Origin of the sequence: Cyanobium sp. N5-Cardenillas, from assembly GCF_024345515.1 — a bacterium.
In the GTDB taxonomy this organism is placed as follows: domain Bacteria; phylum Cyanobacteriota; class Cyanobacteriia; order PCC-6307; family Cyanobiaceae; genus Cyanobium.
Genome location: NZ_JAGQBG010000045.1, coordinates 1 through 16,240 on the forward strand (window position 1 = coordinate 1; position 16,240 = coordinate 16,240).

The window sequence follows — 16,240 nt, forward strand, 5'->3', positions numbered from 1 at the left end:
CAAGCCGCTGGGCAAGACGTAGTGCAAAGGCGTGTCTGCAGCTATAGGCCGTCAGTTCTTGATCAATGTCCATCTTCTCTGGTGTTTGCGCCCTCAGCCTTCGTAGTTGTTGTGTCAGTACTTCCCCAGGACTACGTGCTGCCACCATCCCTGCAGGAAGACCATGCTGCTTCCATCGCAGTACTACGTCGAAGCAATCTGCAGGCCAGCCTTTCGGAGGTACAGCTGGGACCGTCCGGGAACTACTGGATCCCTTGCTGCTCTTCTTCAGCCAGTTGACCTGTGCCAATGGCAGCCCGTCATCCGCTTGTAGTTCCAGCCCTTTCAGCTCAGCAGGCCGTAGGCCGAAGCAGATCACGCAATCCCAGGCCACCAGATCGGCTGGGGTGAGCTTCTGGCTCCTATTAATCCGTGCCCGCAGCTCAGCGAGCTCCTCGTCTGTGAAGGCCCTGACTCCATCGGGATTGGCGGCTACTTTGCCGTTCCCCCGCAAGGTCCCCAGCTCACTCGGCCATGTCCAGCCAGCCTCCTTCCAAAGACGACGGCACCTGTCATGAGCCATCTGTCTCGATCGGCTGTTCGGCTCCCATTGGCGCAGCACAGCTTCCAGCAGCTTGAAGTCATCCTCCCAACGCCGTTCACTGGCTGCGGCAACCACGCGCTGCAGATAGGGCTGATAGGCCCGCTCCCAGGAGCCCTCCTGGATCTTCTCTCCCACCAGGGCCGCCCGAAGCTTCACGGTCAGCCGTTGGAGGTTGGCGCTGCTGAGCCTCTGAGGATCGTCAATGGTGGGCTCCGCTGCCGGATCAGGCCAATGCCACTCGCCCGCCACCACCGAGTCGTACAGGCGGCAGCACTCAGCCAGGGCCGCCGCAGACGTTGCCGGACCTGGCGGGGTGCTGAGGGTGACGGATCGACGCTTCCCCCCTTCCTCCTGAGGGTCCTCGGGGCGTGGAGGTAGTTCGGCACTCACGATCCTCAGGCGATCGCGCATGACCTCGACTGACCAGCCCGGCCGACCACCTCGATGGCGCTTGAAGCCCCGGCTCAGATCGGCCAGCCACTGAGGGCGAGCTCGGACCATCGGTTTCAGCGCGCGTGAAATCTGCGTGAAATTCTGGCGGATGCCGACCGTTTCAGCTGGGTTCTGACGTGTCTTGACCGATGAGACTCTAAGCCCAGAGGGCCGGGCAGGACTGGCCAAATCCCCAGATCCCCACTTGTTTCTGGCAATGCCCGATGCCGGTTTCGAACCAGCGACATCCTGCTTGTAAGGCAGGCGCTCTACCGCTGAGCTAATCGGGCGGTGGAGCCATTCTGGCGGAAGGGGCGCCGGTGGCCGGTGGCCGGTACCTTGCCGGCAGCGTCCGGAGCCCGGCCATGGCCAGCGGCCGCCGCCACGATCGCGCCATCCGGCGCCTGGCCTTGCCGTTCGGGCTGCTCTGGTGGCCGGCCCTGGGGCCGACGGGGGTGGCCGTCGCCAGCGGCGCCTTCCTGCTCGGCGGCCTCTGGCTCTCCCCCGACCTCGACACCCACTCCAACGCCACCCGCCGCTGGGGGCCGCTGCGGCTGGTGTGGTGGCCCTACCGGCGTCTGCTCAGCCACCGCTCCCTGCTCTCCCACAGCCCCCTGATGGGCACCAGCCTGCGGCTGCTGTGGCTGGCCGCGCTGGTGCTGCTCGCCTGCGCCGCCCTTGAACCCCTGGGCGCCCCACCGCCTGGCGTGGTAGTGCAGCGGGGCCGGGAGCTCTGGGGCGCCCAGCGACCCCTGCTGCTTGCCGCCTTCGTGGGCCTGGAGGCCAGCAGCTGGCTGCACCTGCTCCAGGACGGCGATCCGATCCCGCGGCTGCCGCGGCCCCTGCGCGCCCTGGGGCGGCGCCTCAGCAGCAGGAGCCGCTGGTGGCGGCGGCCGCCGCCTCGGGCGCGGGCCCGTCGGCGCTAGGGGCGACTCCCCCGTCGAAGGGGAGGGCGCTGCCGCAGCCCTCGAACAGGCCGTAGTGGCGGCTGAAATCGCCGATGAACTCGAAGTGGGGCGCCAGCCGGCTCTCGGCCAGCATGCGGAAGGTGTTGCCGCAGACGGGAAACACCCGGCCGGCCTCGATGTGGTGGTGCTTGTCGAAGGGCAGGGCGTCGGAGTGGCCGGCGATGCTGCCGCGGTAGATCACCGCCTGGCCGTGGTCTTCGCAGGCGTCCTCCAGGGCCTCGATCTGGAACAGCCGGTAGGTGGCGGAGAAGAAGCGGATGGCGCCGGTGCGGGCGGCCAGCTCCGGGTCGGTGATCTCAAGGGGCCGGTCGGCCACCAGGCGGGCATCGGCGAAGCCGGACTGGCGCGCCAGCCGCAGAAAGTCGTTCCAGTAGAGGGCACCGCTGAGGCATTCGCCGTGCAGGACCGGGTCGTGGCGCAGGGCCTCGGGCACGCGCCTGTCGGCATAGACGTCGGCGAAGAAGAACTCACCGCCGGGCTTGAGCAGCCGCCGCACCCCGTTGAGCACCGCCAGCTTGTCGGCCGACAGGTTGACCACGCAGTTGGAGATCACCAGATCGAAGCTGCCGGGCTCCAGGGGCAGCTGGTCGAGCTGCTCGATCCGGCCCTCCAGGAAACGCGCGTTGGCGTAGCCGAACACCTCGGCGTGGTGGTCGGCGTGGCGCCGGGCCACCTCCAGCTGCTCCGGCGTCATGTCGACGCCCACCACCGCCCCGCTGGCCCCCACCAGCTGGGCCAGCAGGTACACGTCGCGGCCGCTGCCGCAGCCCAGGTCGAGCACCCGCAGGCCTTCGAGCAGCGGCGGCGCCACCAGGCCGCAGCCGTAGTAGCGGCTCAGCACCTCGGGGTGGATCCGGGCCAGCAGGGGCCGCAGCGGCGGCGGCACGCTGCTGGCATCGCAGCAGGCGCTGGTGCGCAGGTCGGCGCTGCTGCTGAGGGTGGAGCCGTAGTACTCCTGAACGCTGCGGTGCAGATCGGTGGTGCTGGTCATCGGGGAGGGGTCGCGGGGTAGGTGGGGGCGGTGTGTCGCGGTGCGCGGGGGCTCAGCCTTGGCGCCGCCAGGCGTGGTAACGGCGTAGCCAGGGCAGCAGGTGCTGGGGTACCCGCTGCTTCTTCCAGACACCGGCGGTGTATTTGTTGGCCTCGGCCAGGGTGGGATAGGCGTGGATCGTCCCGAAGATCTTGCCCAATCCCAGACCCCATTTCATGGCCAGCACGATCTCGGCCAGCAGTTCGCCGGCGTGCTCGCCCACGATCGTGGCGCCGAGGATCCGGTCGCTGCCGGGTGATGTGAGCACTTTCACGAAACCCTGCTCGGCACTCTCGACGATGGCGCGATCGAGCTCGTGCAGGGGGAAGCGCGTCACCTCCACCGCCACCCCCCGGGCCGCCGCCTCGGCCTCGGTGAGCCCCACCGTGGCCACCTCCGGGTCGGTGAACGTGGTGCGCGGGATCACGCGGTAGTCCACCTGGAAGGAGCGCAGCTGGCCGAACAGGGCGTTCACCGCCGCATACCAGGCCTGGTGCGCGGCGGTGTGGGTGAACTGGAACGGCCCGGCTACATCGCCGGCGGCGTAGATGTTGGGGTAGAGCGTCTGCAGGAAGGCGTTGGTGGTGATCGTGGCGCCGGTGGGGATGCCGAGCTCCTCGAGGCCGTAGCCCTGCAGCCGGGCGCGGCGGCCCAGGGCGCAGAGCACGGCATCGCAGGCGATCGCCCGCTCCTCCTCCCCCTGTCGCACCAGCACCCTCACCGCCCCGCCGGGGGCGGGATCCCGCTCGAAGCCGAGCACCTCGGTGTCCATGTGCAGGGTCACGCCGTCCTTCTCCAGGGCCTGCCGCACCTCGGCGGCCACATCGGCGTCCTCCTTGCGCAGCAGGCGCTTGCTGCGCTGGATCTGGGTGATCGGCAGGCCCAGCTGGGCCAGGGCCTGGGCCAGTTCGCAGGCGATCGGCCCGCCCCCCAGCACCGCCAGCCGTGGCTGCTCCAGCGGGCAGTGGGCCAGCCAGTCCCACACGGTTTCACTGGTCAGCAGGGGCACCGCCTCGCTCCCGGGCCAGTCGGGCCGCACCGGCTCGGCGCCGGTGGCGAGCACGATGGCGCGGGCCGTCAGCCGCCGCTCGGCGCCAGCCTGATCCCGGATCGCCACGGTCCAGGGATCGAGAAGGCGGGCCTGGCCGCGGAGCACCTCCACCCCCAGGCCCTCGTAGCGCTCGACGCTGTCGTGGGGCGCAATCGCCTCCACCTTGGCGGCCACCCGCGCCAACACCTGGCGCACGCTCAGCCGCGGCTCCACCGGCTCGAGGCCATAGCGGTCGGCGCGGCGCATGCGCGCCGCCAGCCGCGCTGAACTGATCAGCGCCTTGCTGGGCACGCAGCCGGTGTTGAGGCAGTCGCCGCCCATGGCGCCGCGCTCCACCAGGGTCACCCGCGCCTTGACGGTGGCGGCGATGTAGGAGGTCACCAGTCCTGCCGCGCCGGCGCCGATCACGATCAGGTTGCGATCGAAGCGGCGTGGCCGCTGCCAGGGGCTGTAGAGCCGCCAGGTCTGCCAGCGGGCCAGGGCCGCCTTGGTCAGCCAGGGGAACAGGGCCAGCAGCAGCAGGGACCCCAGCAGCGGCGGGCTGAGGATGCCGCCCAGCCCGCGCAGCTGGGCCAGCTGGGTGCCGGCGTTCACGTACACGAACGTGCCCGGCAGCATGCCGATCTGGCTGGTGAGGTAAAAGCTGGCCGCCCGCATCGGCGTCAGCGCCATCAGCAGGTTCACCAGGAAGAAAGGGAACACCGGCGCCAGCCGCAGGCTGAGCAGATAGAGCACCCCATCGCGCGCCACCCCCGCCTCGATCGGCGCCAGCTGGCGGGCGAAGCGTCGCCGCACCGGTTCCCGCAGCAGGGTGCGGGCCACCAGGAAGGCCAGCAGGGCGCCGATGCTGGAGGCGAACGACACCAGCAGGGTGCCGAGCCCCACCCCGAAGATCGCCCCGCCGGCCAGGGTGAGCACCGCGGCCCCCGGCAGCGACAGGGCCGCCACCAGCACGTACAGCAGCAGATAGGCGCCCGCCACCAAAAGCGGAGCCTGGCGACGCTGCTCCAGCAGGGTGCCATGGGCCTTCTGGAGGGCCTCCAGGGTGAGCTGGCGGTGCAGGCCCAGCGCGAAGAACAGGACCACCGCCAGGGCGATGGCGGCGAGCAGCAGCAGCTGGCGCCAGCGGGAAGGGGAGAGCAGTGGGGCCATGGGAAAAGCCGTTCCCCCCTCCTACCGGCGAGCCGGCGTTTCGGATGGCCCCGGCCCCGGGTGGGCGGCCATCCATTCGATCCATTCGCCGGTACGTTCGTCAGCAGGGGAATTCCATGCCCAACCCGGAACCGGCCATGGCGATGGGGGCCATCCAGGTGGTGATTCCGGCGCGCGACGAACGCGAGACGATCGGCCACGTCATCGGCCAGCTGCGCCGCGAGGGGCTCGACCGCATCCGGGTGGTCGACAACGGCAGCCGCGATGACACCGCCGCCATCGCCCGGCGGCTGGGGGCGGAGGTGCTCAGCGAACCCCGTCCTGGCTACGGGCGGGCCTGCTGGCAGGGGTGCCTCCAGCTCGCTCCCGACGTGGACTGGCTGCTGTTCTGCGATGGCGATGGCGGCGATCCGATCGAGGAACTGCCCCGCTTCCTGGAGCTCATCGACGACCACGACCTGCTGCTCGGCGACCGCACCGCCACCGCCGTGGGGCGGGCCTCGCTGACCCCCCTGCAGCGGGGCGGCAACCGGCTGGCCACGACGCTGATCGGCCTGGGTTGGGGGTTCCGCTACCGGGACATGGGGCCGCTGCGGCTGGTGCGGCGCCAGGCCTTCGAGGCGATGGCCCTGCGCGACCGGGGCTATGGCTGGACCCTGGAGATGCAGGTAAGGGCCATCGAGCTGGGCCTGCGCATCCGCGAGGTGCCCATTTCCCATCGCCCGCGCCTGGCCGGCGCTTCGAAGATTTCCGGGCGCTGGGGCGCCAGCCTCCGGGCCGGATGGGTGATCCTCACCACCCTGGTCCTGCTGTGGCTGCGGCGCCTGCTGCTGCCGGCCAGTGCCTTGCTGCTGATCGGCGGAGCGCTGTTGATGCGCCCCCACGGCGACCTGTTCGACGCCTCCCAGCTGCTGCCGTTCTGGCGGGCGGCCGTGGTGATGGGGCTGGGTTTCGCCCTGTCCTGGTTGCTGCCCACCATCCCCCGGGCCCTGTTCTGGGCCGTGGCGGTGCTGACGCGGCTGGTCCTGCTGGCGATGGAGCCCGGCGATGACATCTGGCGGTACCTCTGGGAGGGGGGGATCCAGCTGCAGGGGTTCAGCCCCTACGCGCTGCCACCGGACGCCGCCGCGCTGGAGGGGTTGCGCACGCCCTGGTGGTCGTCGATCAACCACCCCGACACCACCGCCATCTACCCGCCCCTGGCGCAGCTGCTGTTCCGGCTGCATGCCGCCGTGGCCCAGCAGGTGCTGCTGTTCAAGCTGTCGTTCGCGGCCGCCGACCTGGCCATCGCCGGCCTGCTCGCCGCCCGCTTCGGAACGGCACGAGCGACCCTCTACGCCTGGAATCCGCTGGTGATCGCCGGGATCAGCGGCGGCGGGCACTACGACAGCTGGTTCCTGCTGCCGCTGGTGGCCGGCTGGCTGCTGGCCGAGCGGGACCCCCCACCCCAGGGGCCACGCCCCCAGGCCTGCATCGACCTGCTGCTGGGGCTGAGCGTGGCCCTGAAGTGGATCACCCTGCCGCTGCTGCTGCAACGGGCCTGGAGCCGCTGGCGCCGGTTCCGGCGGCCCGCTCCGGTGCTCGCCACCCTGCTGCTGGGGCTGGCGCCGCTGCTGCTGGGGGCCTCCCTGTTCTGCGGTCTGAGCAGCTGTCCGCTGCTGCCCACCGGCTCCAGCTTCATCCGCCACGGCCGCAGCGCCGAGTGGCTGCCGCACTGGATCGGCCAGCTCTGGCCCTGGACCCTGCAGACCAATGCGGTGCATGGGTTGCTGCTGCTGCTGGTGCTCCTGGTGCTGCTCGCCACCAGCGCCCGGCTGGGGGTCTTCGCCTGGCGCTACCTGCTGGCCCTGCTGCTGCTCTCGCCGGTGGTGCACGCCTGGTACTTCATCTGGCTGATGCCCTTCGCCGTGCCCAGCCAGAACTGGGGGGCGCGGCTGGTGAGCCTCTCGGCCTTCGTCTATTTCGTGCTGCCCTCGCGCCTGCCCGACTGGCAGCTCACCACCCCGGAGCGGCTGCTGCTGTGGCTGCCCCTGCTGCTGGGGCTGCTGCTCAGCGCCCGGGATCGAACCGAATCGGCCCCTGGCCGGTAAATCCCTGCAGTTCTTCCGCCTCGCCATGGTCCGTGCCCGTTCCCGCACCCCGCTGCTGCTGGCCTGCGGCCTGGTGCTGATCACCGCCACGGGCTGCGGAGCCGGGCCGGCCCCGTGGGCGTCTGCCGATGCGAGCCGCCCGTCCCCGGCGGCCACCGCCCCCCAGCCCCGCCTCGATCCAGCCCCCTTCAACGCGGTGCTGCGGTCGGTGGTGGATGGCCAGGGCCTGGTGGATTACGCCGCCCTGCAGCGGGATCCGGCCCAGCTCGATCGCTACCTCGCGGCGCTGGGCGCCCTGGCGCCCGAGCGCTTCGCCTCCTGGCCGGAGGCGGAGCAGATCGCCCTGCTGATCAACGCCTACAACGGCTTCACCCTGCGCGCGATCATCGAGAACGATCCGATCCGGCCCAGCATCAAGGCTATCCCCGGCGTGTGGAAATTCCGCCGCCACCAGCTGATGGGCCGTGGCCTCACCCTCGATGCGATCGAGCACGAGATCCTGCGGCGCGAGTACAACGAGCCCCGCATCCACGCGGCCCTGGTGTGCGCCGCCATCAGCTGCCCGCCCCTGCGGCAGGAGGCCTTCACAGGCCCGGCCCTCGACCGGCAACTGGAGGATCAGACCACCCGCTGGCTTGCCAGCCCCGTGGGCCTGGTGATCGACCGGGCCGCAGGAACGCTGCAGATATCCCAGATCTTCCAGTGGTTCGCCGAGGACTGGCAGCGGGCCGATCCACAGGCGGAGCCCGTGCCGGGCCACGAGGCGCAAAGCGCCGTGCTGCGCTTCATCGCCCGCTACCGCCCCGCCGCGGAGCGCGCCCTGATCCTTGGCGGCGACTACCGCTTCGCCTACCTCCCCTACAACTGGGACCTGAATCGCCAGAGCCGCTGAGCCGTCGCCATGGTCAGGCCATCGGCTCGTTCAGCAGGGCACCGATGCGTTCGGACAGCTCATCGAAGCAGGCGGAGAAGGCCTGGCGGGCCTGCTGAGGTTCCAGGTGGGCGGCTGGATCGGCCAGGCCCCAGTGCAGTCTGGCCGGGTCCCCCGGGAACGTGCCGCAGCTCTCGGCCGCGTGGTCGCAGACCGTGACCACCAGATCGAACGGCGTCGTCTCCGCCTCCAGCACCGAGGCCAGGCTCTTGCTGCCGAACCGGGAGGGGTCGACGGGAAGGCGGCTGATCTGCTCCAGGGCCAGGGGATGGACCCGACCCGTTGGGGCACTGCCGGCGCTGACGACCTCGATCGTTCCCGCGCCCAGGGTCTGGAAGAGGGCTTCGGCCATGATGCTGCGCGCCGAGTTGCCGGTGCAGACCACCAGCACCCGCCATCGTGTGGTTGTCATCGGTTGGGTCATGGTCGAAAAAGAAGGATTCCGTTCGATCACTCGATCGAGGGGGGTGTCTGGGCGGCCCGCGGGGCCTCAGCTCAGGGCGCCCCCGCAGCTGGAGCCGGCGCCGGCGCTGCAGCCGAAGCAGTGGTCGGCCACGGCGATCGGCTCACCACCGGGGTCCTCATCCAGCAACTGCCGCAGGTGGGCCCGCGGGCCACTGCCGCCGCCGACCGGCAGGTCGAGCATCTGGTTGAAGTCGCAGTCGTAGAGGAAGCCCTGCCAGTCGACGCTGAGGGTGGAGCGGCACATCACCTGGGCCAGGTTGGCCGGGTTGTGGTGCTGGCGCAGCAAGGCCATGTAGCCCTCCAGCTGCTCCTGCTGGCGCAGCACCGCGGCGAAGCGCTGGATGGGCATGTTGGTGATCGTGAACAGGCGGTTGAAGCGCAGGCCGAAGCGATCGGCCAGCTCCCGCCGGTAGTCGGCCTCCAGGGCGGCCTGGGGCGGCGGCAGGCTGGGGCCCTGGGGGTTGTACACCAGATCCAGCTCCAGGCCTGCGTCGGGATCGCCGTAGCCGAGGGCGTTGAGCTGGTGCAGGCCCGCGAGGCTGCGCTCGAACACCCCATCACCGCGCTGCCGGTCGACGTTGTCGGCGAGGTAGCAGGGCAGGGAGGCCACCACCTTCACCCCCTGCTGGGCCAGGAAGGCGGCCAGGTCCCCGTGGCCGGGTTCACTGAGGATGGTGAGGTTGCACCGGTCGATCACCGCCACCCCCAGCCCCCGGGCCTGGCGTACCAGGTCACGGAAGCCGGGGTGCAGCTCGGGCGCGCCGCCGGTGAGATCCAGGCTGGTGATCGCCCGGGCCCGCAGCACCGCCGGGACCAGGGCGATGGTGGCCGGATCCATCATTTCGGTGCGGCTGGGGCCGGCGTTCACATGGCAGTGGCTGCAGCTCTGGTTGCAGCGATAGCCCAGGTTCACCTGCAGGGTGTCGAGCCGGCCGCGGCGCAGGGCCGGGAACGGCGGGGCCAGGGTGGTGGTGGGGCCGTTCAGATCGGCAACGCCCATGGATCAAGGGGATGGATACCGGAGGTACCGGCAGGGCGGCGAATCGGATGGGCCTGGAGGCGGCTCAGCTGGGCTGAGGTGCCGCCTCTGTCTGACCACCGATCCCGAGCCGCAGCAGAATCGGGGCCAGGAAGGTGGTGCCGATCACCATCAACAGGATGGCGGCTTCGAGGGCCGGAGTGAGGATGTTGGCCTGGGTTCCCAGACCCAGGAAGATCAGACCCACCTCGCCGCGGGGCATCATCCCCAGACCCACCACAAGGCGGTTGGTGGGATCCTTGCTGGTGTACGTCCAGCCGGCGGCCACCTTGCCGGCCACGGCCACCACCAGCAGGAACAGGGCCACCACCAGCCCCTCGCGGTTGGCGGGATCGAAGGGGTTGAGCACCGAGAGGTCCATGCCGGTGCCGATCAGCACGAAGAACACCGTGGCGAACAGGGCCACCAGGGGTTTGACGGCGGCTTCGATGTCGTGGGTGTGCCTGGAGGCGCTGAGGATCAGGCCGGCGGCGAAGGCCCCCAGGGCGGCCTCGAGGCCGATCGCCTGGGCGGCGAAGCAGCAGAGGGTGAGCACCACGAAGCTGGCCACCGCCACATCACCGGGGGCCTTGAGCTGATCCACCACCCAGTCGAAGGCGGGGGCGGCGAAGCGGCTGAGCACCAGGGCGACGGCCACGAAGATCACCGCCGCGACGCACAGCTGCACGACCGGGCCGAGGGTGAAGGAGCCGCCACCGGCCAGGGACACCACCACCGCCAGGATCACGATGCCGAGGATGTCATCGAGCACGGCGGCGCCGATGACGATCTGGCCCTCCTTGCGCTTCAGCCACTGCAGCTCGCCGAACACGCTCGCCGTGATGCCGATCGAGGTGGCCGTCATGGCGGCACCGGCGAAGACGGCCGGGATGAACGCCACATGGAAGAGGTAGTAGAGGCCAGCGGTGCCGGCGGCAAAGGGCAGCACCACGCCTGTGAAGGCCACGGTGCCGGCTTGGACGCCCACGGCCACGAGTTCATCCAGCTCGCTTTCCAGGCCCGTCAGGAACAGCAGGGAAAACAGGCCGATCTCGGCCACCACCGTCAGGCTGGAAAAGGTCTCGCGGTAGAGCGAACTGACGGACTCCGGGGTCATGCCGCCCAGGGAGCTCAGCAGCCCGAGCACCGCCCCGCTCAGCTGGGCCTGGGCTTCGGGGGGCACCACCAGGTGCAGACCGGAGGCGCCGATCACGACCCCGGCGACCAGTTCGCCGAGGATGGTGGGCAGCTGGAGGCGCACCATCAGCTCGGCCATGAAGCGGGCCGCCACGAAAATCACGAGAAAGCGGCCAACCCCGATCAGGGTTTCCGTCACTTCAACCTGGTGGCTGCCGACTTCCATCAGCAGCGTGGGCAAAAAATTCATCCGGTGGCCTTGGGGGTGGGAGCAGTTTTAGTGGAATCAAGGGCGATTGGTTGGCTGAATGGAGCCAGAATCCACAGGAGACCGTGATCCATCCGATCAGTGGTGGTGATCGATGCCGGTGATCGATCGGGACGGAGAGGCGGAGCCGAGGGCCGAGCGGGCCATGGGACCAGAGGTTGCCTCGGCAGCCAGCGCCATTGAAAAGCCCTGTCCCGCCCTGGCAGACAGGGATCCTGCTGGATCAGAACTTGTGATCGCGCAGGGCTTCCACCTGGTAGATGTACGTGATGATAGAGAAGTCCGCGTAATACTTGGCTTCGATCGCTCGGGTGATTTCGTCGGCCAGCTCGCGGGTGCCGGTGAGTACTTCAATTTTTACGTTGGCGAGGGTGTGCGACACACTCGGTTCTCCCGTGGAGCGCACATTGCGGCTGCCTTCGCCTCCTGCTGCATTGACGGTGTAGCCGGTGGCCCCTGCCGCCTTGATGAGCTTGATGAGTTTCTTGGAGAGGATTTCCTCTGCAACGATCACCAGCTTCCAGACCTGTTGACTCACGACCTTAGCCTCGGGTTGATTGTGGATTTGAAAGTTTAACGACTGATGATCATCCCAGCATCTCGGCAAGCCCAATGAACAGCGGGATGCAGATGGCGATCGCCACGGGGGTGCCGATGGCGGTGGAAGCGCCGATGTAGGCCGAGGGATTCGCCGACGGGATGCCGGCACGAAGGGTGGGCGGGCCTGAGATATCCGAGCTGGATGCAGCGATCACCGCCAGCACGACGGCGCCACCGATGCTGAAGCCGGTGATCTTGTGAATGATGAGGCCAAGGCCGAAGGCCAGAAAGCCATGCAGGATGGGGGCAATGAAGGCGTAGATGGCAAACCACTGGGCCACCTTGCGGAGCTCGTTCATGCGCTGGGCGGCCTCCATTCCCATGATGATCATCAGAACCGCGAGGAAACCGCGGAACAGCGGGTTGAAGAAGCTGTCATAGACGGGCTCCGGCTTGGTGAGAATGCCAAGGGCCACGCCAAGCAGCAGCGACGTGACGGCCGAGCTCTGCAGGCTCTCCTTGATGATCGGCCAGATCTCCACTTTTTCGGAGGCGTTGCCGCTTTGTTTGCTGAGGTACACGCTCGCCACCACGATCGCTGTCACCAGGGCCGGGATATCCATGAAGGGATAGAGCGCGGCCGTCCAGGCCTCGAAGGGAATCTTGGCGGCATCCAGTTGCGGCAGCACCGCCGCCAGGGTGGAGCCGCTCACCGCGCCGAACAGCCCACCGGTGGCGACGGCATCGGCCACTTTGATGCCGGGTAGTTTGCCCAGGGTGTAGCGGCCGATGAAAACGATCGCGATGCCAACCATTACCGCTGCGAGTGCCGGGAGCAGGATTTCAGAGGGGTTGGAGTTGCGAATGGCGATCCCGCCAGTCAAGCCGATCTTCATCAACAGGAAGAAGCTGATGAACTTGTAGATCGAATCTGGAATGGCCAGCTGGCTGCCAAGTGAGGCGACGACGATGCCCCCGATCAGGAATCCGAGGGTCGGGGATTGAAACTGCTCCAGGAAGAGCGGGATGAAGTCGGAAAGGAAATTCACGTTGTGAGTTTGAAGCTCCTGATTGAAGTCTGTGGAAGGTAGCAGGCTCACGAAGTCGTCGTTGAGGCGATATGAGCCATAAGGCATCGTTATCGCCGTCCGTTCTGCTGTTGATGGGCGAGCAAGCCATCCCTTTCACGTGTTATGCCCCGGCTCGAACGATGTGCCCAGCAAAGTCGTGAAAGCTCAGTATTTGCTGTCGATTACGGGCAGGACAAAACATACATTCATACGTCCTGTTCGGAGCCGTCAAGGTCGCAGGCTAGGTCGAGGAAAAGTGAGGCCTGGTCTGGCTGAATTGGTTCTGCCTGCTCTGTCAGGAGCTCAGGCGTGCCAGGGCATCTGGGCATGCAACGGCAATGCCGGGTCCTCTGCAATGCTCTGGCTGCGTGCCGCTTGTCTGAGCATCAATCGCTTTTCAGATTCCATCCCAAGTCCGCACGCATTCAAGGGCGGTGCTGCGCGATGCAGGCCGGATGGACCTGATACAAGCAGGTGGGAACTCGCCGACGGGGAGGGCCGACCAACATGGGGCAAGATTGCGATTCTCTTCGGCCATCGTCCTGCAGCGCCTGAGGACACCCACTCGTCCTGAGTAACCCCTATGGTTGCGCCCACCACACCAGTCTGTAGTGATGGCAACTGTTTCGGACCCTCCAGGACCTCCCCCTTTCCGCCTGCTGAATCACATCAGCACCCAAAACATCAAGGGCGACCTCTTCGGCGGCGTCACGGCCGCCGTGATCGCCCTGCCGATGGCCCTCGCGTTCGGTGTGGCCTCCGGCGCCGGTGCCGCCGCCGGTCTCTGGGGCGCCGTGTTGGTGGGCCTGTTCGCCGCCCTGTTCGGCGGTACGCCCACCCTGATCTCCGAGCCCACCGGCCCGATGACGGTGGTGATGACCGCCGTCATCGCCAGCCTTACGGCCCAGGATCCGGAAAACGGCCTGGCCATGGCCTTCACCGTGGTGATGCTGGCCGGCGTGTTCCAGATCATCTTCGGGATGCTGAAGCTGGGCCGCTACATCACCCAGATGCCCTACACGGTGATCTCGGGCTTCATGAGCGGCATCGGCATCATTCTGATGGTGCTGCAGCTGGGTCCCTTCCTCGGTCAGGCCATTCCCAAGGGCGGCGTGATGGGCACCCTCACCACCTTGCCGTCCCTGTTCGCCAATGCCCGCCCCGCTGAAGTCACCCTGGCCCTGGTGACCCTGGCGATCCTCTGGTTCACCCCAGGCAAGGTCAAGAAGGTGGCCCCGCCACAGCTGATTGCCCTCGTGCTGGGCACCATCCTCTCCCTCACCCTGCTCACGGGCGGGGGCGGCGAGGGCATCCGCCGCATCGGTGAGATCGCCTCCGGTTTCCCCACGCTTCATCTGCCCCACTTCGCCCTGCCCCAGCTGCGGGTGATGATGATCGACGCCGCGGTGCTCGGGATGCTCGGCTGCATCGACGCCCTGCTCACCGCCGTGATCGCCGACAGCATCACCCGTACCGAGCATGACTCCAACAAGGAACTGATTGGCCAGGGGCTGGGCAACCTGGTCTCTGGTCTGTTCGGCGGCATCGCCGGTGCCGGCGCCACCATGGGGACCGTTGTCAACATCCAGGCGGGGGGGCGCAGCGCCCTCTCCGGCATCAGCCGTGCCCTGATCCTGATGGTGGTGATCCTGGCCGGCGCCCGGCTGGCGGCCCAGATCCCCCAGGCCGTTCTGGCCGGCATCGCCTTGAAGGTGGGCTTCGACATCGTCGACTGGGGCTTCCTCAAGCGCGCCCACCGCATCTCGATCACCGGGGCACTGATCATGTATCTGGTGATCGGGCTCACCGTGCTGGTGGACCTGATTGCCGCCGTGGGGATCGGCGTGTTCATCGCCAACATCCTCACGATCGACAAGATGAGCGCGCTGCAGAGCAAGTCGGTCAAGTCGATCTCCACCGGAGATGGCGACCTGCTGCTCAACCCCGAAGAGAAGGCCCTGCTCGACCAGGGCAAGGGGGAAGTGCTGCTGTTCCAGCTCACCGGGGCGATGATCTTCGGGGTGGCCAAGGCGATCGGCCGCGAGCACAACGCCATCGGCGTCTGCAAGGCCGTGGTCTTCGATCTCACCGAGGTCTCCCACCTCGGCGTCACTGCGGCCCTGGCGGTGGAACTGGCCGTCGAGGAAGCGATCGAGAAGGGTCGCCAGGTGTTCGTGGTCGGCGCCAGCGGCACCACGCGCCAGCGCCTCGAGAAGCTGGGGCTGTACGCCAAGCTTCCCCTGGAGCGCACCACCCTCAGCCGCCACGACGCCCTGCAGCAGGCGGTCGCCGCCCTGGCCTGATCACGCGGCCGCTGCCATCGCCAAGGATGGTCTCCGTGGTTCTTCTTCCCCGTGATGTCCGGTTCGCGACCGCTAGCTGCTTCTGATGCCGATGGGACCACCCTGGCGGCCCTGGCCGACCTGGTGGCGGTCGTGGCCCGCCTGCGGGACCCGCAGGGCGGCTGCCCCTGGGACCTGGCCCAGACCCACAGCACCCTGATCCCCTACGTGCTGGAGGAGGCCCACGAGGTGGCCGACGCGATCCGCCAGGGCCACGACGATCACCTGGCTGAAGAGCTGGGCGACCTGCTGCTGCAGGTGGTCCTGCACGCCCGCATCGCCAGCGAAGCGGGGCGCTTCGATCTGGCTGCCGTCGCCTCTGCCATCACGGCGAAGCTGGTGCGCCGCCACCCCCATGTGTTCGATCCGGCGGCCGAGCGGGCCGACGACCCCGAGGCGGTGCGCCGCAGCTGGGAGGCGATCAAGGTCGCTGAACGCCAGGAGCGCGAACGGACCACCACCGGCCCTGACGCGTCGCCACCGGCCCCCAGCCCCCTCAGCGACCGGTTGGCGGAGAAGGTGCGCGGCCAGCCGGCCCTGGCCGGCGCCATGACCATCTCGCGCAAAGCTGCCGCCGCGGGCTTCGAGTGGGACACCATCGAGGGCGTGTGGGCGAAGGTGCGGGAGGAGATGGACGAGCTGCGGGAGGCGGTGGCCAGTGGCGACCGGGCCCACGCCCAGGAGGAGCTGGGTGACGTCCTCTTCACCCTGGTGAACGTTGCCCGCTGGTGCGGCCTCGACCCGGAGGAGGGCCTGGTCGGCACCAACCGCCGCTTCCTCGACCGATTTTCCCGGGTGGAGGCCGCCCTGGGAGGCGATCTGGGCGGTCGCAGCCTCGCGGAGCTGGAGGGCCACTGGCAGGCGGCCAAGGCCCAGATCCGCGCTGAGATGACGCCGAGCCCTAGCCGTCCTCCGGTGGACCCTGCCGCCGGTGGTTCTTGATCGATCCCCGCTGCCGCTTGGCCTTGAGGCGGCGTTCCACCGAGCCGCGGCTGGGCTTGGTCGGTCGGCGGGGCAGCGGCGGCGGTGCGATCGCCGCCTGGATCAGCTCCACCAGGCGCTTCTGCGCCGCCTGACGGTTCTGCCACTGGGAGCGCTGCTCCGCCGCCACGACCACCAGACCGGCTGGGGTGAGCCGGGCGGCCAGCCGTCGCAGGGCCCGC

Annotated in this window: 13 protein-coding genes, 1 tRNA gene and 1 pseudogene; 5 read left to right on the forward strand and 10 right to left on the reverse strand. The window is 68.6% G+C overall.

Going from position 1 to position 16,240, the window contains the following annotated elements; genetic code table 11:
* Both KBZ04_RS05525 and KBZ04_RS05530 read right to left on the reverse strand, forming a co-directional pair.
* On the reverse strand, positions 1–835 hold an 835-nt coding region (locus KBZ04_RS05525; protein ID WP_254990935.1), incomplete at its 3' end, for a hypothetical protein.
* 398 nt (positions 836–1,233) lie between these two features.
* A tRNA-Val gene (locus KBZ04_RS05530) sits at positions 1,234–1,305 on the reverse strand.
* A 75-nt stretch (positions 1,306–1,380) separates the two neighbouring features.
* Here KBZ04_RS05530 and KBZ04_RS05535 point away from each other — a divergent pair.
* Positions 1,381–1,941, forward strand: coding sequence for a metal-binding protein (locus KBZ04_RS05535; RefSeq protein ID WP_254990936.1), 561 nt, complete (start codon positions 1,381–1,383; stop codon positions 1,939–1,941).
* On the opposite strand, the gene KBZ04_RS05540 is transcribed toward KBZ04_RS05535, so the two are convergent.
* Both KBZ04_RS05540 and KBZ04_RS05545 read right to left on the reverse strand, forming a co-directional pair.
* On the reverse strand, positions 1,880–2,974 hold the full coding sequence (locus tag KBZ04_RS05540) for a methyltransferase domain-containing protein (RefSeq protein ID WP_254990937.1): 1,095 nt from the start codon (positions 2,972–2,974) through the stop codon (positions 1,880–1,882). The two genes, KBZ04_RS05535 and KBZ04_RS05540, sit on opposite strands and share 62 nt — an antisense overlap.
* 52 nt (positions 2,975–3,026) lie before the next feature.
* Positions 3,027–5,216: an FAD-dependent oxidoreductase gene (locus tag KBZ04_RS05545; protein ID WP_254990938.1), complete on the reverse strand. Its 2,190-nt coding sequence runs from the start codon at positions 5,214–5,216 to the stop codon at positions 3,027–3,029.
* Between the two features lie 116 nt (positions 5,217–5,332).
* On the opposite strand from KBZ04_RS05545, the gene KBZ04_RS05550 reads away from it, so the two are divergent.
* Both KBZ04_RS05550 and KBZ04_RS05555 read left to right on the forward strand, forming a co-directional pair.
* Positions 5,333–7,306, forward strand: coding sequence for a glycosyltransferase family 2 protein (locus KBZ04_RS05550; RefSeq protein WP_254990939.1), 1,974 nt, complete (start codon positions 5,333–5,335; stop codon positions 7,304–7,306).
* A gap of 25 nt (positions 7,307–7,331) precedes the next feature.
* On the forward strand, positions 7,332–8,198 hold the full coding sequence (locus KBZ04_RS05555) for a DUF547 domain-containing protein (RefSeq protein ID WP_254990940.1): 867 nt from the start codon (positions 7,332–7,334) through the stop codon (positions 8,196–8,198).
* 13 nt (positions 8,199–8,211) lie between these two features.
* Here KBZ04_RS05555 and KBZ04_RS05560 read toward each other — a convergent pair whose 3' ends face one another.
* The 5 genes from KBZ04_RS05560 to KBZ04_RS05580 all read right to left on the reverse strand — a co-directional run bounded on the left by KBZ04_RS05560 (position 8,212) and on the right by KBZ04_RS05580 (position 12,714).
* Positions 8,212–8,649, reverse strand: a complete 438-nt coding sequence (locus tag KBZ04_RS05560) for an arsenate reductase ArsC (RefSeq protein WP_254990941.1) — start codon at positions 8,647–8,649, stop codon at positions 8,212–8,214.
* Positions 8,650–8,727: 78 nt separating this feature from the next.
* Entirely contained in the window at positions 8,728–9,702 is a 975-nt protein-coding gene (gene arsS, locus KBZ04_RS05565) for an arsenosugar biosynthesis radical SAM (seleno)protein ArsS (protein WP_254990942.1), read from the reverse strand.
* 64 nt (positions 9,703–9,766) lie between these two features.
* Positions 9,767–11,107 (reverse strand): cation:proton antiporter, encoded by a 1,341-nt coding sequence (locus tag KBZ04_RS05570; protein WP_254990943.1) that lies wholly within the window; start codon positions 11,105–11,107, stop codon positions 9,767–9,769.
* Between the two features lie 241 nt (positions 11,108–11,348).
* Positions 11,349–11,663, reverse strand: a complete 315-nt coding sequence (locus tag KBZ04_RS05575) for a P-II family nitrogen regulator (RefSeq protein WP_254990944.1) — start codon at positions 11,661–11,663, stop codon at positions 11,349–11,351.
* Positions 11,664–11,712: 49 nt separating this feature from the next.
* Positions 11,713–12,714: a sodium-dependent bicarbonate transport family permease gene (locus KBZ04_RS05580; protein ID WP_254990947.1), complete on the reverse strand. Its 1,002-nt coding sequence runs from the start codon at positions 12,712–12,714 to the stop codon at positions 11,713–11,715.
* Positions 12,715–13,349: 635 nt separating this feature from the next.
* Here KBZ04_RS05580 and KBZ04_RS05585 point away from each other — a divergent pair.
* Positions 13,350–15,038, forward strand: coding sequence for a SulP family inorganic anion transporter (locus tag KBZ04_RS05585; RefSeq protein ID WP_254990945.1), 1,689 nt, complete (start codon positions 13,350–13,352; stop codon positions 15,036–15,038).
* A gap of 54 nt (positions 15,039–15,092) precedes the next feature.
* A complete protein-coding gene (gene mazG, locus KBZ04_RS05590; RefSeq protein WP_254990946.1) occupies positions 15,093–16,019 on the forward strand; it encodes a nucleoside triphosphate pyrophosphohydrolase in 927 nt (308 codons plus the stop codon).
* Here mazG and KBZ04_RS05595 read toward each other — a convergent pair.
* Positions 15,979–16,240, reverse strand: a pseudogene (locus tag KBZ04_RS05595) (aminoacyl-tRNA hydrolase); the annotation flags it as partial. The gene mazG and the pseudogene KBZ04_RS05595 overlap by 41 nt on opposite strands.

What these genes read in the sequence shown, in the direction of transcription:
- arsS (WP_254990942.1), bottom strand. Translation starts at nt 9,702, where the DNA reads ATGGGCGTTGCCGATCTGAACGGCCCCACCACCACCCTGGCCCCGCCG.
- KBZ04_RS05560 (WP_254990941.1), bottom strand. Translation starts at nt 8,649, where the DNA reads ATGACAACCACACGATGGCGGGTGCTGGTGGTCTGCACCGGCAACTCG.
- KBZ04_RS05585 (WP_254990945.1), top strand. Translation starts at nt 13,350, where the DNA reads ATGGCAACTGTTTCGGACCCTCCAGGACCTCCCCCTTTCCGCCTGCTG.
- KBZ04_RS05550 (WP_254990939.1), top strand. Translation starts at nt 5,333, where the DNA reads ATGCCCAACCCGGAACCGGCCATGGCGATGGGGGCCATCCAGGTGGTG.
- mazG (WP_254990946.1), top strand. Translation starts at nt 15,093, where the DNA reads ATGTCCGGTTCGCGACCGCTAGCTGCTTCTGATGCCGATGGGACCACC.
- KBZ04_RS05570 (WP_254990943.1), bottom strand. Translation starts at nt 11,107, where the DNA reads ATGAATTTTTTGCCCACGCTGCTGATGGAAGTCGGCAGCCACCAGGTT.
- KBZ04_RS05540 (WP_254990937.1), bottom strand. Translation starts at nt 2,974, where the DNA reads ATGACCAGCACCACCGATCTGCACCGCAGCGTTCAGGAGTACTACGGC.
- KBZ04_RS05535 (WP_254990936.1), top strand. Translation starts at nt 1,381, where the DNA reads ATGGCCAGCGGCCGCCGCCACGATCGCGCCATCCGGCGCCTGGCCTTG.
- KBZ04_RS05545 (WP_254990938.1), bottom strand. Translation starts at nt 5,216, where the DNA reads ATGGCCCCACTGCTCTCCCCTTCCCGCTGGCGCCAGCTGCTGCTGCTC.
- KBZ04_RS05555 (WP_254990940.1), top strand. Translation starts at nt 7,332, where the DNA reads ATGGTCCGTGCCCGTTCCCGCACCCCGCTGCTGCTGGCCTGCGGCCTG.